The sequence below is a fragment of the Thalassobacillus sp. C254 genome, from assembly GCF_001310615.1.
This window is the reverse complement of the sequence record NZ_BAXQ01000011.1, coordinates 99,062-125,792: the sequence shown is the minus strand read 5'-3', so window position 1 is coordinate 125,792 and position 26,731 is coordinate 99,062. Positions and strand designations below refer to the sequence as shown.

At 41.6% G+C, this 26,731-nt stretch carries 25 protein-coding genes, 8 pseudogenes and 1 riboswitch; of the genes and pseudogenes, 22 read left to right on the top strand and 11 right to left on the bottom strand.

Annotated elements, in window-relative coordinates:
* Nucleotides 1-301 (bottom strand): annotated as a pseudogene (locus JCM19033_RS22280) (hypothetical protein); the annotation flags it as partial.
* A 62-nt stretch (nucleotides 302-363) separates the two neighbouring features.
* On the opposite strand from JCM19033_RS22280, the gene JCM19033_RS25760 reads away from it, so the two are divergent.
* The gene (locus JCM19033_RS25760; RefSeq protein WP_269758167.1) at nucleotides 364-489 is read left to right on the top strand and encodes a hypothetical protein; all 126 of its coding nucleotides are present in this window, start codon (nucleotides 364-366) and stop codon (nucleotides 487-489) included.
* Between the two features lie 130 nt (nucleotides 490-619).
* On the opposite strand, the gene JCM19033_RS22275 is transcribed toward JCM19033_RS25760, so the two are convergent.
* On the bottom strand, nucleotides 620-949 hold the full coding sequence (locus JCM19033_RS22275) for an STAS domain-containing protein (RefSeq protein ID WP_374701238.1): 330 nt from the start codon (nucleotides 947-949) through the stop codon (nucleotides 620-622).
* Nucleotides 950-972: 23 nt separating this feature from the next.
* Nucleotides 973-1,479 carry a hypothetical protein gene (locus JCM19033_RS12105; protein WP_054636486.1) on the bottom strand — a complete coding sequence of 169 codons (507 nt, stop codon included), beginning with the start codon at nucleotides 1,477-1,479 and terminating at the stop codon, nucleotides 973-975.
* Between the two features lie 514 nt (nucleotides 1,480-1,993).
* Between JCM19033_RS12105 and JCM19033_RS12100 the strand changes: the two genes are divergently transcribed.
* The 4 genes from JCM19033_RS12100 to JCM19033_RS12085 all read left to right on the top strand — a co-directional run bounded on the left by JCM19033_RS12100 (nucleotide 1,994) and on the right by JCM19033_RS12085 (nucleotide 4,305).
* Nucleotides 1,994-2,413, top strand: a complete 420-nt coding sequence (locus JCM19033_RS12100) for a hypothetical protein (RefSeq protein WP_054636485.1) — start codon at nucleotides 1,994-1,996, stop codon at nucleotides 2,411-2,413.
* Nucleotides 2,414-2,848: 435 nt separating this feature from the next.
* A complete protein-coding gene (locus tag JCM19033_RS12095; RefSeq protein ID WP_054636484.1) occupies nucleotides 2,849-3,049 on the top strand; it encodes a YqzE family protein in 201 nt (66 codons plus the stop codon).
* A gap of 120 nt (nucleotides 3,050-3,169) precedes the next feature.
* Nucleotides 3,170-3,877, top strand: a complete 708-nt coding sequence (locus JCM19033_RS12090) for a metalloregulator ArsR/SmtB family transcription factor (RefSeq protein WP_054636483.1) — start codon at nucleotides 3,170-3,172, stop codon at nucleotides 3,875-3,877.
* A 182-nt stretch (nucleotides 3,878-4,059) separates the two neighbouring features.
* Entirely contained in the window at nucleotides 4,060-4,305 is a 246-nt protein-coding gene (locus tag JCM19033_RS12085) for a DUF2626 domain-containing protein (protein WP_054636482.1), read from the top strand.
* 298 nt (nucleotides 4,306-4,603) lie between these two features.
* Here the strand turns inward: JCM19033_RS12085 and JCM19033_RS12080 are convergent, their stop codons facing one another.
* Nucleotides 4,604-5,239 (bottom strand): MBL fold metallo-hydrolase, encoded by a 636-nt coding sequence (locus JCM19033_RS12080; protein WP_054636481.1) that lies wholly within the window; start codon nucleotides 5,237-5,239, stop codon nucleotides 4,604-4,606.
* Nucleotides 5,240-5,549: 310 nt separating this feature from the next.
* Between JCM19033_RS12080 and JCM19033_RS22270 the strand changes: the two are divergent.
* A pseudogene (locus tag JCM19033_RS22270) lies at nucleotides 5,550-5,716 on the top strand (DUF2759 domain-containing protein).
* Nucleotides 5,717-5,827: 111 nt separating this feature from the next.
* Here JCM19033_RS22270 and JCM19033_RS12075 read toward each other — a convergent pair.
* A pseudogene (locus JCM19033_RS12075) lies at nucleotides 5,828-6,627 on the bottom strand (YqhG family protein).
* Nucleotides 6,605-8,266, bottom strand: coding sequence for a DEAD/DEAH box helicase (locus JCM19033_RS12070; RefSeq protein ID WP_054636480.1), 1,662 nt, complete (start codon nucleotides 8,264-8,266; stop codon nucleotides 6,605-6,607). The pseudogene JCM19033_RS12075 and the gene JCM19033_RS12070 overlap by 23 nt, the downstream one beginning before the upstream one ends.
* 125 nt (nucleotides 8,267-8,391) lie before the next feature.
* Nucleotides 8,392-8,485, top strand: a riboswitch (glycine riboswitch).
* Between the two features lie 315 nt (nucleotides 8,486-8,800).
* Between JCM19033_RS12070 and gcvT the strand changes: the two are divergent.
* From gcvT to gcvPB, 4 genes and pseudogenes are all read left to right on the top strand, one after another.
* Nucleotides 8,801-9,582 (top strand): annotated as a pseudogene (gcvT, locus tag JCM19033_RS25755) (glycine cleavage system aminomethyltransferase GcvT).
* Entirely contained in the window at nucleotides 9,536-9,904 is a 369-nt protein-coding gene (locus tag JCM19033_RS25745) for a glycine cleavage T C-terminal barrel domain-containing protein (RefSeq protein ID WP_269758161.1), read from the top strand. The pseudogene gcvT and the gene JCM19033_RS25745 overlap by 47 nt, the downstream one beginning before the upstream one ends.
* Nucleotides 9,905-9,921: 17 nt before the next feature.
* Nucleotides 9,922-11,273: pseudogene (gene gcvPA, locus JCM19033_RS12060) on the top strand (aminomethyl-transferring glycine dehydrogenase subunit GcvPA).
* Nucleotides 11,270-12,729, top strand: a pseudogene (gcvPB, locus tag JCM19033_RS12055) (aminomethyl-transferring glycine dehydrogenase subunit GcvPB). The pseudogenes gcvPA and gcvPB overlap by 4 nt, the downstream one beginning before the upstream one ends.
* Before the next feature lie 137 nt (nucleotides 12,730-12,866).
* Here the strand turns inward: gcvPB and JCM19033_RS12050 are convergent.
* Nucleotides 12,867-13,250 (bottom strand): rhodanese-like domain-containing protein, encoded by a 384-nt coding sequence (locus tag JCM19033_RS12050; protein WP_054636479.1) that lies wholly within the window; start codon nucleotides 13,248-13,250, stop codon nucleotides 12,867-12,869.
* Between the two features lie 170 nt (nucleotides 13,251-13,420).
* Between JCM19033_RS12050 and JCM19033_RS12045 the strand changes: the two genes are divergently transcribed.
* The gene (locus tag JCM19033_RS12045) at nucleotides 13,421-14,254 is read left to right on the top strand and encodes a biotin/lipoate A/B protein ligase family protein (protein ID WP_054636478.1); all 834 of its coding nucleotides are present in this window, start codon (nucleotides 13,421-13,423) and stop codon (nucleotides 14,252-14,254) included.
* 44 nt (nucleotides 14,255-14,298) lie between these two features.
* Here the strand turns inward: JCM19033_RS12045 and JCM19033_RS12040 are convergent, their stop codons facing one another.
* Together JCM19033_RS12040 and JCM19033_RS27495 are read right to left on the bottom strand one after the other, a co-directional pair.
* Entirely contained in the window at nucleotides 14,299-14,952 is a 654-nt protein-coding gene (locus JCM19033_RS12040; protein ID WP_306301333.1) for an aminotransferase class IV, read from the bottom strand.
* A 44-nt stretch (nucleotides 14,953-14,996) separates the two neighbouring features.
* Nucleotides 14,997-15,131: a hypothetical protein gene (locus JCM19033_RS27495; protein WP_306301332.1), complete on the bottom strand. Its 135-nt coding sequence runs from the start codon at nucleotides 15,129-15,131 to the stop codon at nucleotides 14,997-14,999.
* Between the two features lie 482 nt (nucleotides 15,132-15,613).
* Here JCM19033_RS27495 and JCM19033_RS12035 point away from each other — a divergent pair, with 482 nt between their 5' ends.
* The 3 genes from JCM19033_RS12035 to JCM19033_RS12025 all read left to right on the top strand — a co-directional run bounded on the left by JCM19033_RS12035 (nucleotide 15,614) and on the right by JCM19033_RS12025 (nucleotide 19,849).
* A complete protein-coding gene (locus JCM19033_RS12035) occupies nucleotides 15,614-18,172 on the top strand; it encodes a vitamin B12-dependent ribonucleotide reductase (protein WP_054636477.1) in 2,559 nt (852 codons plus the stop codon).
* A 177-nt stretch (nucleotides 18,173-18,349) separates the two neighbouring features.
* The gene (gene mntR / locus JCM19033_RS12030) at nucleotides 18,350-18,784 is read left to right on the top strand and encodes a transcriptional regulator MntR (RefSeq protein WP_054636476.1); all 435 of its coding nucleotides are present in this window, start codon (nucleotides 18,350-18,352) and stop codon (nucleotides 18,782-18,784) included.
* 177 nt (nucleotides 18,785-18,961) lie between these two features.
* Nucleotides 18,962-19,849 carry a patatin-like phospholipase family protein gene (locus JCM19033_RS12025; protein WP_054636475.1) on the top strand — a complete coding sequence of 296 codons (888 nt, stop codon included), beginning with the start codon at nucleotides 18,962-18,964 and terminating at the stop codon, nucleotides 19,847-19,849.
* Nucleotides 19,850-19,919: 70 nt separating this feature from the next.
* Here JCM19033_RS12025 and JCM19033_RS12020 read toward each other — a convergent pair whose 3' ends face one another.
* Nucleotides 19,920-20,738: a phosphatase PAP2 family protein gene (locus JCM19033_RS12020; RefSeq protein ID WP_054636474.1), complete on the bottom strand. Its 819-nt coding sequence runs from the start codon at nucleotides 20,736-20,738 to the stop codon at nucleotides 19,920-19,922.
* 113 nt (nucleotides 20,739-20,851) lie between these two features.
* A complete protein-coding gene (locus JCM19033_RS12015) occupies nucleotides 20,852-21,247 on the bottom strand; it encodes an SA1362 family protein (protein WP_054636473.1) in 396 nt (131 codons plus the stop codon).
* Nucleotides 21,248-21,742: 495 nt separating this feature from the next.
* On the opposite strand from JCM19033_RS12015, the gene JCM19033_RS12010 reads away from it, so the two are divergent.
* The 8 genes and pseudogenes from JCM19033_RS12010 (at nucleotide 21,743) to spoIIIAD (ending at nucleotide 26,709) form a co-directional block, all read left to right on the top strand.
* Nucleotides 21,743-22,231, top strand: coding sequence for a YqhR family membrane protein (locus JCM19033_RS12010; protein WP_054636472.1), 489 nt, complete (start codon nucleotides 21,743-21,745; stop codon nucleotides 22,229-22,231).
* A gap of 226 nt (nucleotides 22,232-22,457) precedes the next feature.
* The gene (locus tag JCM19033_RS12005) at nucleotides 22,458-23,525 is read left to right on the top strand and encodes a Xaa-Pro peptidase family protein (protein ID WP_054636471.1); all 1,068 of its coding nucleotides are present in this window, start codon (nucleotides 22,458-22,460) and stop codon (nucleotides 23,523-23,525) included.
* A 59-nt stretch (nucleotides 23,526-23,584) separates the two neighbouring features.
* On the top strand, nucleotides 23,585-24,142 hold the full coding sequence (efp, locus tag JCM19033_RS12000; protein ID WP_054636470.1) for an elongation factor P: 558 nt from the start codon (nucleotides 23,585-23,587) through the stop codon (nucleotides 24,140-24,142).
* Nucleotides 24,143-24,473: 331 nt separating this feature from the next.
* Nucleotides 24,474-24,617 (top strand): DUF2619 domain-containing protein, encoded by a 144-nt coding sequence (locus JCM19033_RS28210; protein ID WP_374701237.1) that lies wholly within the window; start codon nucleotides 24,474-24,476, stop codon nucleotides 24,615-24,617.
* A gap of 26 nt (nucleotides 24,618-24,643) precedes the next feature.
* A pseudogene (gene spoIIIAA / locus JCM19033_RS11995) lies at nucleotides 24,644-25,569 on the top strand (stage III sporulation protein AA).
* A pseudogene (gene spoIIIAB, locus JCM19033_RS11990) lies at nucleotides 25,566-26,077 on the top strand (stage III sporulation protein SpoIIIAB). The pseudogenes spoIIIAA and spoIIIAB overlap by 4 nt, the downstream one beginning before the upstream one ends.
* Nucleotides 26,078-26,096: 19 nt before the next feature.
* On the top strand, nucleotides 26,097-26,303 hold the full coding sequence (spoIIIAC, locus tag JCM19033_RS11985; RefSeq protein ID WP_054636469.1) for a stage III sporulation protein AC: 207 nt from the start codon (nucleotides 26,097-26,099) through the stop codon (nucleotides 26,301-26,303).
* Nucleotides 26,304-26,319: 16 nt separating this feature from the next.
* Nucleotides 26,320-26,709: a stage III sporulation protein AD gene (gene spoIIIAD, locus JCM19033_RS11980; protein ID WP_083465415.1), complete on the top strand. Its 390-nt coding sequence runs from the start codon at nucleotides 26,320-26,322 to the stop codon at nucleotides 26,707-26,709.
* Nucleotides 26,710-26,731: the final 22 nt, after the last annotated feature.

The following is a 26,731-nucleotide window of genomic DNA, read 5'->3' as shown; positions in this document are numbered from 1 at the left end:
ATGGATCTTACGCTTCCCATGGATCTCACCGGTTTCTTCGTCTGAAAGCATTTCTTGAATATAGGCTTTTTGATTTTTCCACTTCTCATTATAATGAACCACATCAGCTACGGTATAAGTCGGCAAATAGAAAAAGCCTTCTTCAATTGTGTCCAAAAAAGGGATGAACGTCCGGGTATCAGTAGGGTTTGGTAAGATATCGTAAGCAAGAGCGTAAGGGCCTTCGCTTGCAATCTGCAGATTATACCCGGCTTTTAGTTGCTTCTTTATAATCGTCCTTCATCCGTATAAAGGTGGCATTAAGGATACCTTCGATTCTGTTAGGATGTGGTGATTTAGCTTTATCAGAAGGTATCCCTTTTTGTGTACATATACGTTGGTGGTTCAAACATCACGAGACGCCTGCGGGAAAAGCAAGAGCTGAAGATCCGCCGGGGCGATTTTCCACGGCTAGCTGAAGCCTTGCCCGCGGCAAAGAAGACACCGTGAAAGTGAATGAAATGAAGCTTGAACGGATGTCGCACTTGTGCCTTTAGGTGCAAGCGAGTGTATTTTTGAACAATCAACTGTTTAAAATACTTCCCTAAAGCAAAAGCCCTCACCGAATGTGAGGGTCCTTCTATTTAGCTGAGTTTTGTCCAAGCCTCTTGTTATTTATTTTTTCTTCTAACAACGTGAATACTGCTTGTTTTAAATGAGCATAGGTTGTTAAGCCGTTAAATTTAATTCCAAGATGGACTGCAGTCTGGGCTATTTCTGGCCTGATTCCTGTAATAATTGTTTCTATACCGAGCATCATAAGTGTTTTATGAAGCTGGAAAATTTCATGGGCAACCATCGTATCCATAAATGGAACGCCAGAAACATCAATAATTAAATGCTCAATTTCCAGGTCAGAACTTTTCTTTAAAGCTTGTTCCTGAATAATTTTTGCTCGATATGTATCGATTTCCCCAATAATAGGAAGAACCCCTATACTATCTGATATTGGTATAATGGTACACTCAAATCCAAAATGACCTGCTGTTGAGCTTCTGTTTTTTCTGTGTCAAACTCCTGGTACTTGCGAATAAAAAGTTCTGCTGCTTCATCAAGCGTTTGATCCAGCCTCTGTATCCAAGTCAGCACTTCTATTGGATTAACTTCAGAAGAATTGTCAGACACAAAGTCTTGAACCTTCTTATTCATAAGCATACGAAAGGTTTTAAACTTCTGAATGGAGTGATATAAGGGTGTTCCTAATTTAATCCTTTTAGCGGCAGTACGCTCAGTCCAGTCTTTAAAATTGGTTTCTTCAAGCAGTCCTTGGCTCGCTGTGCGTACAAATTCTTCATCGTTTTTATAAAAATCCTTTTCGTGATTAGAAAATATCTCCCCTGTACCAGACTTTTTGCTGGCGATCTGCTGCCATTCAGTCACAATGTGTCCTGCTTGATTCTCTAAATATTCCTGAAGGGCTTCTATATTCGTCGTATTCATGTCCTCACCTCTAGCTTATGATCCAACCCAACTGTAAAACATATAATCATATACGTGTGTGCTTACTATGAGAACGAAATCGCTTAGAACGAGTATTGAGTTTCTGAAGGTAAGCTTAAAGACAGTAAATAAAGATTAAACAGCCACAGCAAAGAATGCAGGAGGCCCCATCAATAACCTTTCTTCACTGCGATCCAAAAAATAACACAAGTATAATTCTCTTCTTTACCCATAATGTGCTTTCTGGAAACATGAAAAATGTGATAAAATGTGTAACATATCCCAGCGTTAACGCAATGAAGGGTGCAACGAAGGAAAAACATATTGAAATAACTTGTCGAATTATGCATAATACAAATAATGAAAGAATTAACATTTTTTATGGGATCACATAAGCTGGCTTTTTCTAATGAGAAAGGGCTGCTTTTACGGAATAGGAAAGTCGAAAAAGACATAGGCATAAATAAGGCATCATTAGTGCTGGCAAAGAAATCCGGATGGGAGAGGGACATGGATGGTAAAGGACGGTAATTTAAGTCTCGAAGAGCTTTATGAGCACGCAAACAGGCTGTGCATGGAGCATTGGGGGATAACATATACAGGAAGAATTGAACTTGTTAGTAGAAACTGGGCTGCAAGAAATGGTTGTTTTATTTATGACAGAGGGACAGAGGAACGTTTTATCCGAATGAGCAAGAAAAGAAACAGCGGAAGAAAAAAAGAAGAGGTGCTTGCTACTCTTCTCCATGAGCTGGTTCATTGGCGTCTCCATTCTCAGGGGCTTCCTGCCAGGGACAGCGATGAAGAATTTGTGCGGGAATGCCTGCGTGTAGGTGCCAGCATCAGTTTAACTCAAGCGGCCCAGGATGCAGTAAAAAGGTTTAAAGAAGAAGCTGAAAAAGCAGCAGAAGCAAAGGCTATGATTGAGAGTTAGGATCAGAGTAGAAAGGAAACTGGGACAAAACGGCCTCAGCTAAGTAAATAAGGCTCAATTATCAAATGACGATAATTGGAGCCTTATTTTTAGATCCACGAGGACGACCTTCGCTGGTTAGCTGAAGCCTTGCCAGCGGCATAGAAGACACCGTGAAAGCGAGTGAAAGGAAGCTTGAGCGGATGTCGCACTTGTGCCTTTGGTGCATAGAAGACACCGTGAAAGCGAATGATTCAGGTATAAGTGATTCTTTTTGAACAAGCAACGACATACTGGAGACAAAAAAGAGCTCTTACCGATGACGAGGGTTCTTCTCGTTAGCTGGGTTTTGTCCCAGCTTTTTTTGTGTTTTTATGTGAAAGACTTTTCCTTACATATTATAAAACTGAGTAAAGTTGTCTTTATTTGACCAGAATAAAGACAGGAGGGATGACCATGCAGCCTAACCCGTTTATTCAATATCTTATTGAACGTTTTGTAGAAGCAATCGAAGAACCGGAAGACACGAGGAAACAAAGAAAGATAAAGAGGAAGGAAGAAAGGCCCCCACTGCTTTTTCGCTGGTTTGGCCTTTTGCCTACAGCCATAAAGGTGACTTTTCAGAAACAAAAAAGGCGTTTAAGAAGAACAACATAAATAGTGTGTCATAGAGCGTAGACGAACAATAGACCTTAATAAAAAGAAAAGCATTTATTCCTTACCGAAGCTGTATTATAATAGATCAGTATACAGAGTTCAGGCGAGGAGGGAATGCCTATGGAACAAAATACATTGAAAGTTACTAGTGTCCTGGCAGATCCTACACGTTTTTCAATTTACCAATACGTTGCAAAACAGCACAGGGAAGTTACTGTACAAGAAGTGGCAGAGGTTTTTGACATTCATGTAAACGTAGCCAGGCTTCACCTTACAAAGTTAGAAAGTGTGTCTCTGCTTGCATCTGAGACAAAAAAGACGGGCAAGGGTGGAAGACCAAGCCGTTGTTATTATATTTCGGATCAAGGTGTTCACATACAGTTTCCATTTCGGGATTATCACCGGCTGGCTGTCTTGGCGATGGAGTCTCTGGCTTCGTTTGGAGAAGAAGGGCAGCTTGCATTAAATCGTCTCGGGCACTCTTTTGGAAAAGAAGCAGTCCTTTCCTATTTAAAAGACACAAATACAATTGGGGAGTCACTGGACCTTTCAGAGAAGATGAATGTCGTGGAGATGGTGGCTGCACAGCAGGGGTTAAATCCTGAACTGTCGTATGATGCTGAAGAAAAAGTGATTCACTTTCAAATTTATAACTGTCCGTTTAAAGAATTGCTGCCTTCACATTCCGGATCCCTGTGCAATATGCATCATGCCTTAATGAAAGGCATGTTTGAAGGAGTGTTTCAAGACGTCAGCTTTACAGAGCAATCCTTAATGGATGGGAGCAGAAATTCTTCATGCTCCTATACTGCAGTCCAATTAAGTTGAACATTGTGTTAACATAGAAAGGAAAGATGACCTTAAGCATTTACAAGCATAATTACCCTCTATATAATAGGGGTAGTATGGTTTAAGGCCTTATGTCTATTTTATCGCTTTTTCTGTCTGCTTTTTTTTGTCTAATAATGTGAAGCAGAAAATGACATCCGTAGAAGAGGGGGGAAAAGTAAATGGATCGCATGTATCGAATGATTAGTTTTTGGACTGGTATTTTTGCTGTCTTGTTTTTCGTAGGGGACATGTTTAACATGGCGCTATTGTTCTTTGCACAAACAGCTGCGTTCTTGGCTTTAGGGTATATGAAATTGACAGAACGCATGTATATTTATATCTTTGGCGCTTACTTAACTTTATTTATGGTAGGTTTCACATACTACACAACTTTCTTGATGGTTCCAGAATTCGGGGGTCACTAAGAAATACCCGGCGTCTTACATAGACGAAAAAAACAATGAGGAGGGCTCCTCATTGTTTTTTATTGCATGCTTTAGATAGGAAAAAATGTTAATACTATTGACATAGTGTTAAAAGGATAATATACTTTACGTATATTGTTAGAACAATGATGATAGGGAGTCCCCCTCCCCTCATAGTTCATTTTTCAATACGATTTACTCCCCTTGTTAGGCCTCCTCCCCCGGGAGGTCTATTTTTTTTGTCGCAATTTATAAAGCCCCAGGCGTAAATAAGCGCATGGGGCTTTATAAGTTATGATTAAAAGCCGCTTAGGAAAGGGTTGCTGTCCATCTCTTTGCCAATGGAAGTCACAGGACCATGCCCGCATGCCACTTGAGTATTCTCTGGAAGCTCCAGCAGCTTATCGTGAATGTTTTGTAGCAGCACTTCCTGGCTTCCTCCCGGGAGGTCTGTCCGTCCAATGCTTCCGGCAAAAAGAGCATCGCCGGAAAACACAGTGTTCGTTTCTTCGTGATAAAAAGAGATGCTGCCTGGGGAATGACCAGGTGTTTCGAATACCGAAAAGGTGAAATCCCCTATCTGAAGCATTCCTTCCTCTGTTATCAATTGTTCGGCAGGACGAGCAGTAATTGTCTGTCCGCTCATAAAAAAGGAAGAACCATTTTTAGTCCCATCAGACAGCCAATCCTTTTCATTTTCGTGAAGATAGACATCAATAGACCATTGATCCCTGACTTCGTCAACAGCTCCAATGTGATCGAAGTGGGCATGTGTTAATAATATAGCTACCGGAGTGATTTGTTGTTTTTGAAGCCAGTCATTCAAGGAAGCGCCTTCCCCGCCAGGATCAAATATAACAGCTTCTTTTTTTGTATTGATAAGAATATAGGCATTTGTCTGTAAAGGACCAAGAGGCATCTGTTTCCATTCCACATTAATTCCTCCTTACTGTATTCATCCTTCATTTTACACTGAGAAAAATTGAAAAGACAACAAATGAAGGAAAGAATAATGAGAGATAGAAACTCGACAAAAAGGAAGAATAAAGGTAAAATGAAACCGTTATTTTCAAAAGTTCAAATAGGTTTCGAAAATGAAGATGCATTTCATTGAAAACAAGGGTATAATAAGGGTCGGAAAATATTTTGTTCTCATTCTTACAGTCAATTGTACAATGTACAAGACCACCAGGAATGGCCCTTTTTTTCAAGAATGAATCATACATAAAAGGAGGGAGTTTACCATGGCTTTAGGTATTACACTATTGTTTGTAGCTATTTTGTCACTACTTGCTGTCATCCGGGAAACAAAACGTCGTAATTTCTTTGGCGTAGCTTTGCTGCTCTTTCGCTAGCTGTATTTGGATGGTTCTCTGTTATGACCATTTTCGTCAGCGGGGCTCCAGCATAAGAAAAGAATAAAAACCGATGCCATTGGCGTCGGTTTTTATTTTTCTTTACAAGTAGCTATGTGAAAGGTAAATGTTCGTGATTTACTCAGGACTCGTGCAAAGCAATGCCCTTAAAAGAACTGGTCTTGAAGGTAAAAAAGACCTCCATTAATGATCGTAATAGAAATGGAAGGGGAGTATTGCATTTTGATGGCTTCTCGCTCTGCTTCATAACTAGCTGGTTTATCCTCGTTGTTTTCATAAAATTTTTCTAAAAGATCCAGGTCTGCGTTCATGCGTTCAACAGCCTCTTCAGCCACTTATGCTCTTGCATCTGAATATCCTGCAGCACGATTTTTTTGATTCTTTGAATTCCTGTTTCTGGTTTAATTAAAGCAGCCATTGTAAAGGTAAGATCAGGAATAGAGGAATGAATGGTTTTATCTGAAAGCTTGCTCATAAAATTTTCAACAATTTGGCCGTTTATGAGCTGAAGGCCAAAGGAAAAGATCTTGTCTTTTCTTTGATGAGCCTGGCAGGAAACTTTTATATTCAAAACAAGCCAAGGGTATAATGGGGCAGACCGAACCAGTCCGGGAATTTCTTCATATAATTTTGTCATTCTTCCTTTGTTTCTGGCCGAATGGAAAATCTGGTGAAGCCGCGGAGCTCCAAAATGAATAACTTCTCCTTTTTCTTTGGGATCATTTTTTTGCCCTCTGGTTAAAAAGGTTAAGGACATCGGTCTAGGAGTTCCCCCTGTTTTTTCTAAATAGTGCCAGTAAAAGGGGCGGTTCATTAGTTCCTTGTCCATTTCAATATTCAGCTGTACAGAAAGCTTTTCCCTCTCATCTTCTACTAAAGAGCAGCCGTTAGAGGTGAAGTATCTTTTTAAGAAGTGATGGATTTCATGTTGCTGCAAATAAGTCATCTCCTTTCTCCTCATTTTTTTCCATTTCAATCATCTCAGATAAGTGACGGAGCTTTAGCTGAACTTCACCTTCGCTTTCAGAATTCTGAACAGCGTCTTCAACATACTCTTCCACAGAGGATAAAGAGAGCCTTTCTAATATTTCGTCAAGTTCGCCAATTACATTTTCAAAAAGGTTAATTTTGTTATATAAAAGAGAAAGAATATGTTCTTCAATCGTGTTGTTGACAGCAAAATTATATATAAGAACATCCCTCTCCTGGCCCAATCTATGAAGACGGCCGATTCTCTGCTCGATTCTCATAGGATTCCAAGGGAGGTCATAGTTAATGATTTTGTTGCAAAACTGAAGGTTGATTCCTTCCCCGCCGGCTTCTGTGGCAATGAGAACCTGGGCATTTTGCTTGAAGAGCTGCTGCATCCAGTCCTTTTTCCCTCTTTTAAAACCCCCGCGAAAAGGTACAGATTTAATGCCGTGCTGACCGAGAAACCACTGAAGGTAGAGCTGGGTCGCTCTGTACTCGGTGAAAATAACTACTTTATCATCATGTTCCTTGATAATTTCCAGAGCTTTTTCAGCTTTGCTGTTTTGGGTAATATTTTCAATCTTCGACTTCACGTTTTCCAGGCCTGGGCTCAGTCCTCCTTCACGTTTTGCCAATCCTTGAAGGGTCATAAAGACTGCCTCGCGGCTGCTGCATGCTTCACGCTGGAGGGTGGTGGTTAAGAAACCGTGCATCGGGTTATCCTTTCTTTTCTTTAACAAAGAAATGGCCTCATATAATTCTCGTTCTTCTTTGTTAAACTCAATAGAGATCGAGGAAATCTTCCTTTTTGTCCAATTCAGGCCTGTTTCTTTTCTTTTGTTTCGAACCATCACCATTTTAATAAGGGCTTGAATGTGAGCAAGGTCTTCTTGTTCTGCCTGTTTCATCATTCCTTTAAAGGATTCTTCGTTACCAAGGTGACCAGGTTTGAGCAAGGAAACGAGATGAAAGACTTCATCTATTTTGTTTTGGACAGGGGTGGCAGTAAGCAGCAGACAGAATCTTTTTTTCAGTTCCTTGGCAAACTGATAATTTTTTGTCTTTGCGTTTTTAAGTTTATGAGCTTCATCAATGATAACAATATCGTAATCCTGATTAAGCACAATCTCTCGGTGAGGGGCTCTTTTTGCTGTATCAATCGATGCCACTACCACGTCACATTGTTCCCATACATATGTTTTTTTTTGTGGAACTGCGGGAATAAAAAACTTTTCGTTTAATTCTCGGGCCCATTGATTTACTAAAGAAGCGGGAGCTAAGATTAAAGCTTTTTTCACGAGCCCCCGGATCATATACTCTTTTAAAATTAAACCCGCTTCTATTGTCTTTCCCAACCCTACCTCATCAGCAAGAATTGCTTTTCCGTTCATCTCTTCAATAACTCGCTGAGCAGTTTCCACCTGATAGGAATGAAACTGCAAGTGAGGAAGGTGAGGTGGTGATACGAGACCGGAAAAGGAGGAAACGATCGTGTGTTGTTCGGATTTAAATGCAAGTTGAAATTGTTCCCATGAGGACCATCCCTTGTTTTCCTGCATTTTATTGTTCCACTCTTGTTCCCAATCCGAAGGGAAGTGAATATCAATATACATATTGTTCGCCCTTTCCATAATAAAAGCATTGTCAAAGAAAGTTCACTAATGGTAAAATAGATCTGTTACTAGTATTCAACATACATATACCACCTTATACAAGAGTATAAGAATAAGGTAAGCGGATGAAGGCAAAGGGAGAGACCGCGAAAGGCGGCGCCGAAGGAGCAAGTACCAAAGAGGTATGAATCTCTCAGGCAAACAGACTTTTGCTTGACGCGTCTCTGGAGAGTGTCTGGCAATTGCCAAGACCACCCACGAAGACATTCCTTGCCAGGGCAGGCAAGGAAGAAACTTTCTGGTTACAGGACAGAGGGATTTTCAGCTGACAGCTGGAATCCATCTGTCCTTTTTTAGTTCCAAGAAGTAAGCTGAATTTTCGTAAGAGTGCGAGAAAGGACAATATCAGGGAGGAAGGGAACTTGAAAGACCCTTAAAGCACCGTTTGATCGGTTCACTGGTACACTGCTAAAAACCAGCCTCTCCGTTAAAAAGGTAATACTTACTTAAGAGCAAATAAAAGGAGGATGAGTTATGAGTCAATTAAAACGAACAGCCTTGTATCCTTTGTATTCTGAATATGGCGCAAAGACTGTAAATTTCGGGGGCTGGGATATGCCTGTCCAATTCTCCAGTATCAAAGAAGAACACTTTGCTGTCAGGGAACATGCTGGTCTCTTTGATGTCTCTCATATGGGAGAAGCTGAGGTGAAAGGCAAGGGGGCCCTTTCACTGCTGCAGAAAATAGCAACCAATGATGTTTCCAAGCTCTCTCCAGGAAAGGCCCAGTACACTCTCATGTGTTACGAAAATGGAGGCACAGTCGATGATTTACTGATTTATATGCTTGCTGAAGATCACTACTTCCTTGTTTTGAACGCAGCTAACACAGACAAAGATATTAAGTGGTTACATAAGTTTGCTGATGACACAGTGACAGTAACAGATGTTTCAAACGAATACTCCCTCCTTGCCATTCAAGGCCCTAAGGCAGAAAAAATAGTACAGTCTATAACAGAAATTAATGTTTCGGATATATCCTTTTTCCGTTTTCTTCACCAGGCAGACCTGGGAGGAGTCAAAGCTCTCCTGTCAAGGACTGGTTATACAGGGAAGATGGATTTGAGATTTATTGTTCCTCTGAAGATGCGCAAGCACTTTGGAAAACACTTATGAAAGCTGGCGAGCAAGACGGGCTCTTGCCTTGTGGTCTTGGTGCAAGAGACACTCTTCGTTTTGAAGCACGTCTCCCGTTATACGGCCAGGAGATTGACGAAACGATCAGCGCTGGAAGCAGGGCTCGGATTTGCAGTTAAAGTGAATAAGGAAGAGGATTTTATTGGAAAGACATCCTTACAAGAGGAAAAAGAGAATGGACCGACCCGTAAGCTTGCAGGTCTTGAAATGGTAGAAAAGGGCATCCCGAGGACCGGATATGAGATTTTTAATGAAAATCATGAACAGATTGGCCATATTACCAGCGGTACCCAGTCTCCAACCTTAAAGAAAAACGTCGGGCTCGGTCTTATAAATGCAGAATGGGCAGAGGTAGGCACCACTCTTTATGTCCAAATAAGAAAAAAACGCTTGAAAGCAAAAGTCATCAAAACGCCTTTTTACAGGCGGTCTAAATCGTAAAGGGAGGAAAGAGAATTATGAAATTTCGGTACTTGCCAATGACAGAAAAAGACCAAACGGATATGCTTCACACCATAGGTGCAGAATCTGTGGAGGAGCTGTTTTCAAATATTCCTTCCTCAATAAGATTTAATGGAGAAATGAATCTGCCGGGTCCTCTTTCTGAACCAGCGTTGATTAAGGAATTTAAAAAGCTTGAAGAAAGAAATGTGAACCTAAAGAGTCATGCATCGTTCCTCGGAGCGGGCGTGTATGATCATTATATCCCTTCTGTAGTGGATCACGTTATACGGCGGTCAGAATTTTACACCGCCTACACCCCTTACCAGCCTGAGATATCACAAGGAGAACTTCAGGCAATCTTTGAATTTCAGACCATGATTTGTGAACTCACAGGTATGGATATTGCAAACTCTTCTATGTATGACGGGCCAACATCCTTGGCAGAAGCAGCCATGATGAGCTACGGCCACAGCCGCATGAAAAAGAAAAAGGTAGTTGTATCCAAAGGAATACACCCTGAAGCCCTTGATGTGCTGAAAACCTATGTCAGCGGTCCGGGTCTTGAAGTAAAAGAGATTGACCTAAAAGAAGGGCGCACGGATGGAGCTGCCTTAAAAGAAGCAGTAGATGAGGAAACAGCTTGTGTCATTGTCCAGTATCCTAACTTCTACGGGAACATAGAAGATCTTAAAGAAATAGAAAGCATCGCTCACTCAAAGAAAGCCATGTTTGTTGTTTCCAGTAATCCTCTTTCTTTAGGAGTTCTTACTCCTCCTGGGGATTTTGGCGCAGATATCGTAGTCGGGGATGCTCAGCCTTTCGGTATCCCAGCCAGATGGGTGGGCCTCATTGCGGATATTTTGCTACAACAAAGAAATTGATGAGGAAGGTGCCTGGTCGCCTTGTCGGGCAGACGGTTGATGAAGATGGAAAACGAGGATTTGTCCTGACGCTCCAGGCTCGTGAGCAGCACATTCGCCGTGATAAAGCTACGTCAAATATTTGCTCAAACCAGGCATTAAACGCTCTGGCAGCTTCTGTTGCGATGAGTGCAATTGGCAAACACGGAGTAAAGGAAATGGCCGTACAAAATCTCCGTAAAGCTCATTATGCCAAGCAGAAATTAAAAAAATCAGGTATCGAACTTATGGATGAACAGCCTGTCTTTAATGAATTTGTTATCCGAATAAATAAGCCTGTGGCAGAAATAAATAAAAAGCTTCTGCAAAAAGGATTTATCGGGGGCTATGATTTAGGTCTGGTCAGCGAGGAAAGAAAGGGACAGATGCTCCTATGTGTTACAGAGGAGAGAACGAAAGAGGAAATTGATCAATTTGTTAAAGAGTTGGAGGCGTTTGTATCATGAGACAGCCCGAACAAAAGCTAATCTTCGAACTGAGTCAGGACGGAAGAATAGGACATGCACTGCCAGAGCTTGATATCCCAGAGGTTCCTGTGGAGGATATTTTAGCTGATGAATGTATTCGTAAAGAAGAACCAGGCTTCCAGAGGTTTCTGAACTTCAGCTCATGAGACACTATACCGCATTGTCTACAAGAAATCATGGCGTGGATTCAGGGTTTTATCCCTTAGGATCATGTACGATGAAATATAACCCGAAAATTAACGAGGACGTGGCCCGTTATCCTGGCTTTGCTCACATTCATCCATATCAGCCAGTAGAACAGGTGCAGGGAGCTATGGAGCTCATGTATAACCTTCAAACATCATTAGCTGAAATTACCGGAATGGATGAAGTGACCCTGCAGCCAGCTGCCGGTGCTCACGGGGAATGGACGGGCTTAATGATGATCAGGGCTTATCATGAAGCAAAGGGAGAAGCTCATCGTAATAAAGTGATAGTGCCAGATTCAGCCCATGGAACAAACCCGGCATCAGCGACAGTAGCAGGATTTGAAGCTGTCACAGTAAAGACGGATGAAAGAGGTCTTGTTGACCTTGACCATCTTCGAGAAGTGACGGGTGAAGATACAGCTGCTCTTATGCTGACGAATCCAAACACCTGGCCTATTTGAAGAAAATATTGAAGAAATGGCAAGAGTAGTTCACGAAGCCGGCGGGAAGCTGTATTATGACGGAGCAAATTCAAATGCCATTTTGGGAATTGCCAGACCTGGAGACATGGGATTTGATGTGGTGCATTTGAATCTCCACAAGACATTTACCGGCCTCATGGCGGAGGCGGTCCTGGAAGCGGACCGGTAGGTGTAAAAGAAGACCTGGTGCCATACCTCCCTAAGCCTCTTCTCATAAAAGAAGAAGATCATTACACCTGGGAGTATAACCGACCGGATGCGATTGGAAGAGTTAAACCTTATTACGGGAATTTCGGGATCAACGTACGAGCTTATGCTTATATTCGCACGATGGGGGCAGAGGGGCTAAGGAAGGTTTCTGAATATGCGGTATTAAATGCAAACTACTTAATGAGAAAGCTTGAGCCTCATTTTGACCTTCCTTATAATCGCCACTGCATGCATGAATTTGTTTTGTCGGGAAGGTCTCAAAAAAAGCTGGGAGTGCGTACACTGGATATAGCCAAGCGTCTTCTGGATTTCGGCTATCACCCGCCGACGATTTATTTTCCAATCAATGTGGAAGAATGCATGATGATAGAACCGACGGAAACAGAAGCGAAAGAAACGTTAGATGAATTTGCAGAAGCCATGATTCAAATCGCAAATGAAGTAAAAGAGGAACCAGAAAAAGTTCAGGAAGCACCGTTTAATACTGTGGTCAACCGTTTAGATGAAACGAGGGCTGCAAGAACACCTATCCTTCGGTACGAGAAAAACATGTAGGGTTATTGAGTTATCAAATTGAAAAAGAGGCTGGTTTCATTCAACGAGTAAAGAGCCAGGCGCATGTAAAGAAACCCTATTGTCAAAGGAAGACTGACAATAGGTTTTTTACACTGACTGTATATACTCTTTATTTATTAATTTTTCTTTTTGATCTTTCCTGTCCATTTTCTGAAGCCTTTTTTCAAGTGGTAAAGGTCCTTCATGTCTCTTTGCTTGCGAATTGTCCGTGCTGCTTGTCTGCTGCGGCTTCCAGACTGACAATACAGATAAACAGGCTGGTCTGTACGAATTTCTGTAATACGGTGCTTTAACTGAGAGAGAGGTATATTTCTAGCCCCAAGAATATGGCCACCGTTATATTCTTTCGGTTCCCGCACGTCAATCAGCTGAGCTTTACGGTAACCGCTGCGGAATTCTTCCTGATCGAGCTCCGTTAAATATTTAGGGCTGACTAAGCGGCGTCCCAGCATAAAAGCAAGGATACCTAGTAAAACCCCCCATAAAATCCACGTAATCATTTTTCACCCCTTTTGCCCTAGACAAGGTTACATGATGTATTATAATAAGGATTGTTCCTTTACGCAAAACAAAATTTGCAATTTGTACCACTGATTAAACATTCTTTTGTTTTTTTGGCGCTTTTGATAGACTATGTTTTGCAGGTTAATTGAAAGGAAGAGGGTATATAATGGAAAAAGAAACATGGTACTTTATAGATTCTGGCAAGCAATCCCCTTCTTATAATATGGCTCTGGACGAAAAGCTTCTTCAATGGCACAGCAGTGGCAAGATTCCTCCGGTTGTCCGTTTTTATGAATGGGATCCTCCAACGCTATCTGTTGGCTATTTTCAAAAGGTACATAAAGAAATTAACCTGGAAGCAGTAAGACATCATAACCTGGGATTGGTTCGCCGTCCTACGGGCGGACGTGGTGTGCTTCATGATAAAGAATTAACATACAGTGTAATTGTTTCAGAGGAGCATCCTGAAATGCCTGCTACGGTAACTGAAGCCTATCGCGTGATTTCAGAAGGCATTCTTCAAGGATTTAAAAGACTTGGGCTAGAAGCTTATTTTGCAGTGCCCCGCACAAAAGCAGAAGAAGAGGAATTAAAAAGTCCTCGTTCAGCTGTTTGTTTTGACGCCCCTTCCTGGTACGAGCTGGTGGTGGAAGGAAGAAAGATTGCCGGAAGCGCCCAAACAAGGCAAAAAGGTGTCATCTTACAGCACGGCTCCATTATTCTGGACTATGATGAAGATATGCTTTTCGATGTATTCAATTATCCTAGCGAGCGTGTAAGAGAGCGGATGCAAAAGGCGTTTAAGAAAAAGGCAGTAGCAATCAACGAACTAAAAGATGAACCTGTTACCCTGGAGGAAGTTAGCAAGGCCTTTAAATATGGCTTTGAAAAAGGCTTACAAATCAACCTCGAGCCTTATAAATTAAGCAGTGAAGAGGATCAGGAAGTATTAGAGCTTGCAGAGAAATATAAATCAGATGATTGGACATTTCGTAAATAAAAAGAAATGGAGGCTTCTTTTTAAGCCTCTCTTTCTTTTCCCATTTATAAGTTTGTTGTCCGGTAAAATGCTTCTTGAAGCGTTTTGGCGACCGGGCCGACAAGGTAGGAACTTTCAATCGTTCCCTGAATTTTACTGACCGGTGTAACTTCGGCACTTGTGCTAGTGATAAATACCTCATCAGCCTGTTCGATATCATCAAGGGAAAAAGCTTCTTCAATAACATTATATTTAAGGTCTCCAGCCAGGCTGATGACAACCTGGCGTGTGATGCCATTTAAAATAAAGTTATTTGCTGGATGAGTGTAAATATTTTTGTTTTTTACCATAAAGATATTGCTCGAAGAGCCTTCAGTCACGACATCACCGCGGTGCTGCAGTGCTTCCTCACAGTTGTGATCAGCAGCTTTTCTTTTGGCCATGATATTGCCCAGGAGATTGAGGGTTTTGATATCGCAGCGCAGCCAGCGGATGTCTTCGGTTGCATATAAAGAGATGCCGTTGTGCTTGTCCCTTGGAAAGGTCATTTCTTTAGTAAAACCCGTAAGAAACGACGTCAGATCACGCTCATATAAATGGTTGCGTTCCGCTACACCTCGCGTCATTTGTATGTAGACATACCCATTGTCCAGATTGTTTTGTTCAATCAGAGAACAAGCCAGGCTTTTAATTTTATCGACAGGAGCAGCCAGGGGCATGTCGATCTTTTGAGCACTTTCTAAAAAACGTTGAAAGTGTTCATTTAACGCAAAGGGCCGGCATTATAAACAGGGATGACTTCGTAGATCCCATCGCCAAAATAGTAGCCCCGGTCGTCAAAAGAGATAGTCGCATCTTGTCGATGGACAAGTTCATCTTGTATGATTACATAGGTCATATGAAAACCTCCTTTACAACTTATAGTTTACCATTTTTTTAATAAACAAAAACAATGGATTCATTTAAAAAAAATGTGATAGAGCCGGTTTGAATGATGCATACAAGGCTTTGTAAGGACAGCGATTGAATGATGATGTCAGCTTGGCAGCAAACAGCCCGTATTTACAGGGCGAAGCTGAAAGAACAGTACTGTAATCATAAATAAAACTTAAAATAAAAAAAATGAAATTCCGCGGATTTTGACAATTTCCTCTATGATTCCTCTTTTTTGCTTTGTTTTTCTCTTTCTTCCCTAGTTGACAAAGGCTTCTTTTTTTTGTTTATTTACCATATATAGTGGGGAATAAGAAAAACTGTACACAATATATTGGAATTCGGCTGTTTGTATGGTAAAGTAGGAAAACAGAATTCAATTCCTGAACGAGAGAAAGTAATGGGGAGATTTTGTCGAATCCTTAGAAGGGAAGAGGAGGACTGCACATGGCAACAACAATGCAGGATGTAAGGAAAATTGATGTAAAGAAATTAAATGAAGACATCGAACAGTTTCCACAAGTACACAAGATAACTAATGACATGACGATGACAAAAAAGGGAGTTTCCCGCCTTGTCATGCTAGACAGATATACATTTAAAGATACAGAGAAAAAAACGCTCAAGACAGGGGACTTTGTTGTCTTAACCGTGAAAGAAGATCCTAAGTTTCCGGCCAGAGGGTTTGGATTTGTTGAAGAGCTTGATTGGGAAGCCCATAAAGCGAAGATACAGGTAGACAAAGAATTCCTTGGGGTACTGGACGGGGAAGAGGCGGAGACAGGAATAGTCAGCAGGTCTCTGGATTCTATTGAAAAGCCTTTAGAAATATTCTACGAACAAATTGCTAAACGTAATGCTACAGGCCTTGCTTCAGTAGAAACAACAGAAGAAAAGAAAAAGAAATCATTCGAAGACTTTTATAAACAGTTAGTTCATATGAATTTTATTCCGGCTGGACGGGTCCTGTATGGAGCTGGGGCAGAAACGGATGTTACTTATTTTAATTGCTATGTTATGCCATTTATGGAGGACTCTCGTGAAGGGATATCAGAGCATCGTAAGCAAGTAATGGAGATCATGAGCCGCGGCGGCGGAGTTGGAACGAATGGTTCTACCCTTCGTCCAAGAAATACACTCGCCCGGGGAGTAAATGGAAAGTCTTCCGGATCTGTATCATGGCTTGATGATATCGCTAAGCTCACTCACTTAGTAGAGCAGGGAGGATCAAGACGAGGCGCTCAGATGATCATGCTTTCAGATTGGCATCCTGATATTTTGGAATTCATTATTTCAAAAATGCAAAATCCTCGTATTTTACGTTTCTTGCTTGAACATACAGAGGATGAGCAGATACAGAGCCTGGTAAAAGAAAAGCTTAAATTTACCCCGCTTACAGAAGTTGAAGATGCGATGTACCAAAGTATTCTCAATTATAAAAGTATTCCTGGCCAAGGCGGGTTCGATAATAAGGTTATCCAGGAAGCAGAAGAAAAGCTGCATACTGGGGGAACATACAGTGTAAATAACCCAGAATTTCTTACGGGTGCAAACATTTCAGTATGCTTGACAAAGGAGTTTATGGAAGCTGTTGAAAGTGACAGCACCTATACCCTGCGCTTTCCTGACGTTGAAAACTATAACGAGGAAGAAATGGCGGCTTACAATGAGAACTGGCAAAGCATCGGTGATGTAAGAGAATGGGAAAAAATGGGTCACAACGTAAAGTCCTACCGCACCATCAAAGCCAGAGAATTATGGAAGCTGATTAACATTTGTGCGACTTACTCAGCTGAGCCGGGAATTTTCTTTATCGATAATGCAAATGAACAGACAAACGCCCAAAGCTATGGACAGAAAGTTGTGGCGACAAATCCTTGCGGAGAACAGCCCCTTGCCCCTTACTCTGTCTGTAACTTGGCAGCTGTTAATCTTGCGGAAATGGCAGATAAAGAAAACAGCAAAGTTGACTTTGCCAAGCTTAAAGAAACGGTGGAAACCGGTGTACGAATGCAGGATAACGTCATAGATGCCACACCTTACTTTCTTGAAGAGAATACCAGGCAGGCAAAGGGAGAAAGACGAATCGGGCTTGGTGTCATGGGTCTTCATGACCTCTTGATCTATGCGGAGACCGTTTATGGATCAGAAGAAGGAAACCAGCTGATTGATCAGATTTTTGAAACCATTGCTACCACCGCCTATCGTACAAGCATCGAATTAGCAAAGGAAAAAGGCAGCTTTCCTTACCTTGTTGGCGAAACAGAAGAGCAGACAAAACAATTGCGCACAGCCTTTATTAATACAGGGTACATGAAGAATATGCCTGAAGATATCAGGCAGGGCGTTCTGGAGCATGGTATACGAAACTCACACCTTCTCACTGTAGCTCCTACAGGAAGCACAGGTACGATGGTAGGAGTAAGCACAGGATTAGAGCCTTATTTCTCTTTTAAATATTACCGCAGCGGGCGTCTTGGCAAGTTTATAGAGGTGAATGCGGAGATAGTGCAAGAGTACTTGGATCGTAATCCTGATGCTGATTCAACTGACCTGCCGGATTTCTTCGTGTCAGCAATGGAGCTTGAACCTGAAGCTCATGCGGATGTTCAGTGTGTGATCCAAAGGTGGGTGGACAGTTCTCTTTCTAAAACGGTTAACGCGCCAAGAGGTTACACTGTCGAACAGGTTCAAAAAGTGTATGAAAGACTTTACAAAGGCGGAGCAAAAGGCGGCACAGTCTATGTAGACGGCAGCCGTGATGCTCAAGTTCTTTCCTTGAAAGCAGAAGAGAATACATTTGACAAAGAGAATGAAAACGAGAAAAAAGAAAATGAAGGCAAAGTCGTTCTTGTGGATACCATCAAGGACGTGCGTTCAACTACAGTGAACATCGGAAATGAAATAGGAGATACTTGTCCTGTATGCCGGGAAGGTACCGTTGAGGATGTAGGGGGATGCAACACGTGCACCAACTGTGGAGCGCAACTGAAATGTGGATTGTAAGGAAGCTGGGGTGATCCCCGGCTTCTTTTTTTGAAAAAATGTTTCCCTTAGGAAACAATAGAACTGCTTCTATTTTCAAGGCTCTGCTTGTATTGTGAAAGAAAAGTAGATGGTGTACAATAATCATAGTGCAATTTTTTTTCGCATAACGCCAGGTCGAGCATTGGAGGATATTTTATGCCTACACCAAGTATGGAAGATTACTTAGAAAGAATATACCAGCTGATCGAGGAAAAAGGATATGCCCGGGTTTCTGATATAGCCGATAACCTGGAAGTACACCCTTCTTCGGTAACGAAAATGGTACAAAAGCTTGATAAAAAAGAATATTTAATTTATGAAAAGTATAGAGGACTTGTATTAACCCCAAAAGGAAAAAAAGTAGGCAAGCGTCTGGTGTACCGTCACGAGTTATTGGAAGATTTTCTCAGGATTATAGGGGTAGAAGGGGAAAATATTTATACTGATGTAGAAGGCATTGAACATCATTTAAGCTGGGATGCTATTGACCGCATCGGTGACTTGGTTCAGTATTTTCAAGAGCAGCAGACAAGGATAGAAGCATTAAGGGAAGTCCAGCGCAAGAACGAAATAAATGAAGAAAACGAGTAATCTAAAGTGAGCAGCTATATAACCAGGCTGCTCATTTTTTTGTTCTGTCAGGGGAGGCTCTAGAGGAAAGCAGGGAATTTTAAAGAGACAAGAAAGGACAAACAGGTAAGAAAAACGATGAATTTCGTACTTCTTCCCCTTACCTTTGCATAGGATTGTTGAGAGGAGGGGGGAAGAATGAATATCGACGGTGTCTTTGCAGGCGGAGGAGCAAAAGCCTTTGCTTTTATTGGAGCGATCCAGGTTGTTGAAGAACGGGGATATTGTTTTCAGCGGCTTGCCGGCACAAGTGCAGGCGCTATTACAGCCAGCTTCATTAAAGCAGGTTATACAAGCGAAGAAATTTTACAGCTTCTAAATAGCGTGGACTTGAAGACGTTTTTGGATGAAACCTGGTTACAAAATAAGGTACCCTTATGGAAGTGGATATCAGTTTACTGGAAACTCGGCCTATATAAAGGAGACGAATTGGAGAAGTGGATTGATAGATGCTTAGAAGCAAAAGGCATAAAAACGTTTGGAGACCTGCCGGATGGCAGCTTAAAAATCATTGCCTCTGATCTGACAAAAGGACGCCTGCTGGTTCTGCCGGATGACCTCCCACTTTATGGAGTTATTCCTGAAACATTTTCAGTAGCTCGTGCAGTGAGGATGAGCTGCAGTCTCCCATACTTTTTTAAACCGGTTAAGCTTTACGGAAAGGGCAGAGAACCCAGTATAGTAGTGGACGGAGGGTTACTTAGTAATTTCCCTATCTGGATATTTATAAAAAAAGCAGGAGACAAACCCGTTCGCCCGGTAATAGGGTTTCAGCTGACACCAAGTCTGGAAGAAATTCGGGAGAAAAAAATCCGCAATGCCTTTGATATGTACCAGTCTCTTTTTGAAACAATGAGAAATGCTCACGACATGCGGTATATCACGAAAACTCATGCAAAAAATATTGTTTTCATTCCGGTTCATCAAATAAAGGCTACTGACTTTCACATTGATGAAATTATGAAAAAGAAATTAATGGAGGCAGGAAAGATGAAAACGAAATTGTTTCTCAAGGAATGGATATAGCCCCCTCATCAGTGAGGGGGCTGGCTGCGTTACTCCATTTCAGGAATCCATATAAATCTTTCCATCCTGTTCAAATAGGCGGAGACGCACAAAAAAGATACGGTGCTATTAAAGTGATCCAAAGCCCTAAAAAAGTAAAATGAAGAAAGTGGATAAGCACAGTTGGTGAGAGGAAAGTGCCAATGTACACGATTAGAAACAAACCAGTCAATCCAACTATGGCTGCTAGAAACTTCCTGGACCAGTGAGGAGAAATCAGCATTCTCACTTTAACCTGTTCAAATGAAAAACCAATGCCTGTTCCAAGCAATAGCCCCGCATAGTGAGCAGATTCAGGAAATAAAAGCAAGAGAGCACATGGCAATACAAGAGAAAAAGAAAAACGGAAAGGATCAGGCATTCCCCCAACCCAATCAAGAGACCGATAAGCGGCGTAGACAATAAAGGAACCAATCAAGACAGCACCGAGTACGTCAAAAAGCAGGTGTGCTCCCGTGTATAAGGTGACAAAAGAGATGATCCCTATCATAAGGACTGCCAGCAGAGAAAACGAGCGCCTGGCGACTTCTGGAATAAGATACCCCCAAAATGTCGTAGCAGCCTGAACCGGCCCGCTTGGAAACGTGGAAAGCCCGTTCCCTTGAATTCCAGCGGCAGGACGGTCGATTATAACAATCTGGTTAAGAAACACATGCAAGTACATGGAAAAAGAATACACGTAAAGCAGCCGAAACCCCAGGTGTTTATCAAACATCCAGAATATAAGCGGTATGATTAATACGTAAAACCATTCACTGGCCAGTAAAGATATTACAGATGTCAACCAGTCAAAGACTGGATTTTGCAATTGCTGAAACCATTCTGATACCGTTGCTTCTGCCTGTAGCATGCCGACTCCTCCTCCCCGACATAAGTACAATTCTTACTTTTTCTAAGACCGCTTTGGATATATTAACTATTTTGCAAAACCATAAACATAAGAAAAAAGAATCGGGCACTTTGTTAAAAGAGTGCCCGATTCTTTTTTCTGTTCTTTTTCCCCTCAATCACCTTTAAGTTATGGTCATTTCGCCGTTTGTTTACCGCACGGGCAGGTCGTTTTTTTTGCGATTTTTGTTTAATGGGTGTAGGGCGGTTATTAGGAGCCCCTTTGCCTTTTGCACCAGCTGCTGATTTACCGCCGTACGCGCTGGGTCGGGCTTGAGCTTGATATTGATTCATGCTCATCCGTTTAAGGATGACTCTGGTAAATAGGAAGTAGATACCCACTGCTACGGCTGCACCAACGAGGAGGTAGGTAAGTAAGCCTAAAGGATTAGTGATAAGTTGATAACCAAGACCCAGGGCAGCGAGACCAAAGATAACAATTAAGACAGGATGGGCAGTAAGTCTGGACACCTTTCATCACCTCCGGAAATATTAATACTGCTAGCGGTAATTTTTGGAAGTAGGAAACCTCTTGTATTTATATAATGGAGACAGTGTAAGGAAAATATTCACATGTTATAAAGAACATCAAAGTTTACATTTCTATTCTTAAACTGATTCTTACATTTCACTTCCCGTTTTGCCTGAAAATTAAAAGAAGAACTTATGAAAAATAGTGGGTTAAAGGAAATAAATCAACATTAAGTACATATACAACTGGAAAAAAGTTTGAAGGGAAGTTCTTATAGTTTATATTCTACATCATTAATTCTGATTCCTCTATATTAATAAGCGGCATTACCTATGTTTCTATTGCGTTGATATACAGGGAGCAAAATATAATGAACCTTACAAATTATCTTTCCCTATTCTCATGAAAATACACCATTAATTCCTTTTACATTCCTGCTCTTTTTAGAATGAAAGAATGAACTGTAAGCAATACTACAGGGAGAGGTGATAGAAATGGCTAATGCGCAGAAAACAAGAAACAATGACACAGATGAGTCTCTATCTTACATGAGTAAAGTAGCTCTTATCGGGATATGCGGTGGGATCATATGGAGCATCATAGGCTACATAGCCTTCTTTTTAAATTTCTCCCGTGTAGGCCCTGCGCTTGTTTTAATGCCATGGGCATTAGGGGATTGGAAAAATGGGTATCTTGGTCAGTGGATTGGTATTCTCGTGATCGGATTACTCTCTATACTAAGTGCTTACCTTTATAAGGTGATCTTTCAAAAATGGGATTCTCTCATACCAGGCATGATATATGGTTTTGTATTATGGCTTTTAGTTTTTTATATTTTAAATCCTCTGTTTCCTGGTCTAAAGCCGCTTCCCTTATTAGATTTTAATACGATAGCCACCAATATATGCCTGTACATTCTGTATGGAGTGTTTATCGGTTATTCAATCTCTTATGAATATACAACGATGAAGGAGAGCTCCTGACATCTATTCAAATAATAAACCCTGTGATAGAATAAAGGGTGTTCACTGAGCACTGGCAGGGCGTGAGTTCTGCCTACAAATCATACGCAGTGGATACCCTTAGCTGAATTAACGGCTTCCTAATTCTATTTATTAATTCATAAGATTTGTTTCCTTATTATAACTGCAGCTACATCATATTCTTCACGGTCGGCTGGCATGGCGGCTATAGCAGAGGAGGACAATAATGAAAAGATTGGAAAAGGTAAGAAAAGGCCTGCAGGCACAAGAAATCGATGGCTTGTTAGTAACGAGTGCTGTAAACAGACGTTATCTAACAGGATTTACAGGAACAGCCGGAGCAGTGTTGATTTCTGAAAAGGGCGCTGTCTTTATTACTGACTTCAGGTACACTGAACAGGCCCAGGCTCAAGTGAAAGGGTATGATATAGTCGAGCATAAGGCTTCCATGCCTGAAATGATCGGAGAAAAGGCAAACGAATTAGGTATTAAAAAGCTAGGTTTCGAAAAACATCAAACCACATATCAAGAATATGAGCTGTATAAAAGCAAAGTAAGCAGCACGTTAGTCCCGGTTTCAGGTATCATAGAAGAACTTCGCTTAAATAAAAACGAAGAAGAGCTGAACATTTTAGCAGAAGCAGCTAACATTGCCGATGCTGCTTTTGATCATATTACTACTTACATAAGGCCTGGAGTTACAGAGATAGAGGTAAGCAACGAATTAGAATTCTTTATGCGGAAAAAAGGGGCCGATTCCTCTTCTTTTGACATCATTGTTGCTTCAGGTGAAAGAAGTGCTCTGCCCCACGGTGTAGCAAGCGAAAAGGAAATTCAAAGTGGAGAGCTTGTTACATTAGACTTTGGTGCTTATTACAAAGGCTATTGTTCAGATATCACCAGAACAGTTGCTGTCGGTGAGCCTGATGAGGAGTTAAAGAAAATATATCAGACAGTCTATGAAGCCCAGCTGAAGGCAATGGAAGAGATCAAACCGGGCATGACAGGTGTCGAAGCCGATTCTGTTGCACGAGAGCATATAAAGAAAAATGGGTTTGGAGACAAATTTGGTCATGGGCTCGGCCATGGACTAGGGATGGAGGTTCACGAAGAGCCCAGACTATCTCCTAAAGGCAATAAGGAATTAACACCAGGTATGGTTGTCACAGTGGAGCCTGGTATATATGTGGCTGGTCTTGGGGGCACACGCATTGAAGATGATATAGTAATCACGGAGAATGGAAACCGTTCTCTTACCCATTCCCCAAAAGAACTGATTATATTAGGAGAGTAACAAAGGTTATGTAGTATATTATGCAATAAGCGAATATTTAAACATGGAGGAATTCATAGATGATTTCAGTTAATGATTTTAAAACAGGACTAACAATTGAAGTGGATAATGGAATATGGCAGGTTGTTGATTTTCAGCATGTCAAGCCTGGAAAAGGTGCGGCTTTCGTTCGTTCTAAGCTGCGTAACCTTCGCACAGGAGCGATACAGGAGAAGACGTTCAGAGCTGGTGAGAAAGTAGAAAAAGCGCACATTGAAAAAAGACGGATGCAATATTTATACGCAAGCGGGAACGTACATACTTTCATGGATAATGAAACTTTTGATCAGCTTGAATTAGATGGAAAGCAAATTGAATATGAACTTAACTTTCTTAAAGAAAACATGGAAGTTCAAATCATGACTTACGGAAGTGAAACTCTCGGTGTTGAGGTGCCGAATACAGTAGAATTGGAAGTTACCGAAACTGAACCTGGAATTAAAGGGGACACTGCTTCCGGAGGTTCGAAGCCGGCTACCCTTGAAACAGGATTAACCGTGCAAGTTCCGTTTTTCGTTAATGAAGGGGAAAGGTTAATTATTGATACTCGTAAGGGAGAGTATGTATCCCGGGCGTAATAGAAAAGTTATGAGAGAGTGTGCTAAAAGCTTAGGTGCACCTCTTTTTTTAAGGATATGTGACCTGAAAAAACCTCTTTAAATGATTTTCCCTGTTAAAATTCTACCCTCTATAAGAGATAGGTATTTTAAGAAAGAATGACCTCTGGCTGCGTGCCAGAGGTTTTTTTGCGTCAAGAACGCGGAAGCTTTTGTCCCCCTTAGTTCTAAACTTCCTGCTGGTGAATAAGGTTGTACAAACAAGTATCAATGGATGGTGCTATGAAGAAATGCTATAGCCCTGCTCATGGCAAAAGTGCAAAAGATGGGGCAAATACTTATCTAAAACGTTATTCCCTCAGTTGCAGGGCCAGTCGTGTCACTCATAACCATGAGCATTGGACTTGTTTCTATCTCTGATCGTTTATCCTTTTGTCAGCTTGTATGTCTTCTTGGCGGCATTTGCCTTATGAACTATGGCTTTAATAAGGGATAAAGCTTGAAAAAAAGGGGGACACTGCCTTGCCTGTATTTTCGATACTTCCCCAGCCCCTTCAATCAATCGTCCGATCTTTCCTTGACACAAAAAACGACCTTGAAGAAATCCGGCTGCGGGTGGGGATGCCCGTTGAATTGCTATTTCGTGCAGGACCGCTGTTTCTTACAAAAAAAACTGGAGAAGCAGTTGAATTTACGAAAGAGGATGCTCGTTACGTATTGAATCAACTAAGCCATTATTCCATTTATGCATTTGAAGAAGAACTGCGTCAAGGGTTTATCACATTAGAAGGTGGACACCGTGTCGGGGTGGGAGGCAAGGTCCTTGTAGAAAACGGAAAAGTAAGGACGATAACCGGAGTAAGCTTCTTCAACGTTCGAATAGCTTCGGCAAAACAGGGAGTAGCTCGTCCATACGTAAAGTACCTATATGACAGGCGTTGGCTTACCACCTTAATTATCGGGCCGCCACAAGCGGGCAAAACCACTTTTTTGCGTGATCTAGCTAGAATTGCAAGCTCTGGGGAACCAGAGGAAAATATACCTTCTTCCAAAGTGGGGATTATTGATGAAAGATCAGAAATTGCTGCCTGCCGGTCAGGCATTCCACGTCATGAAGTAGGAGTAAGGACAGACGTTCTTGATAGCTGCCCGAAAGCAGAGGGATGATGATGATGATTCGTTCTATGAGTCCTGAAGTTCTTGTAGTGGATGAAATTGGTCGAAAGGAAGACGCAGAAGCGATTTTTGAAGCAATTCATGCGGGGGTTACTGTGTTTGCAACTGCCCATGGAAGGAGCAAAGAAGAGGTACTGAAGAGACCGATGATTACACAGCTTGTCAGTGAGGGAATCTTCGAATGCATTTTGGAAATCAGTTCTGAAGGCAGGGGCGGTCGGAAAGGAAAAGTTAGTTACTTAACTGACCGGTTTCGGGTGAAAGAACGATGAAGTGGCTTGGGGCAATATTGATTCTTTCTGCTTGTACTTGGGCAGGTTTCGCTTTTGCCCGCCGTTTAAGTGACAGGCCCCGCCAGCTTCGAATGCTCGTTTCAGCTCTTCAGTCATTCGAGGCTGAAATGATGTATGGGCTGACTCCACTGATGGAAGCGAGCTTGAAATTAAGCAGGCAAATTCCAAAGCCATATCTTATATGTTTGCTCAATTTGCCTATTATTTACAAAAAGGGGAAGAGAGCGCAGAAAAGGCCTGGGATGCTTGTTTATCAGATACGTGGCCTCTTACCGCTCTTCAGCAAAATGAACTTGAAGTAATGAAACAATTTGGCGCTACGCTGGGACAGCATGACCGGATTCAACAGCAAAAGCAGATAAGACTGGCCCTTTCTCACCTTGCAAGAGAGGAGCAGGATGCAAAGGAAAGTCAAAAACGGTTTGAAAGCATGGCAAAATCTCTTGGGTTTTTAACAGGTATGCTTGTCATCGTGCTCATGATCTAAACGTAAAGGGGGGTGAGTAATGGGCTATGATGTTAACACGATTTTTCAAATTGCTGGTATAGGTATTATTGTCGCAATGATTCATACCGTTTTAAAACAAATGGGGAAAGAAGACTGGGCCCATTGGGTAACATTGATAGGATTTGTCGTGGTTTTATATATGGTCGCAACGATAGTGGACGACCTCTTTCAAAAAATAAGAAGCGTGTTCCTGTTTCAAGGATGAAAGGAGGCGATGAATTATCGAAATCGTCCAAATCGTCGGTTTCGGACTCATCGCCACATTTCTTGCGCTTGTGGTGAAAGAGCAGAAACCGGTCTTTGCTTTTTTACTGACATTGTTCGTAGGAGCCGTCATTTTTCTTTTTTTACTTGAACATATTCGTACAGCCATCCAGTTAATTGAAAATTTAGCCAGTCAGGCAAGTATTAATATGATATACCTGCATACTATTTTAAAAATTATCGGGATTGCTTATATTGCTGAATTTGGATCACAGATTGCAAAGGATGCCGGACAGGGAGCGATGGCTTCAAAAATAGAGCTTGCCGGAAAAGTGCTGATTGTAGTAATGGCCATTCCTATATTTAACGTGCTAGTGGAAACAGTGTTGTCCCTCATACCAGGGTGAAAAGAGGTGATGGGCTATTAAA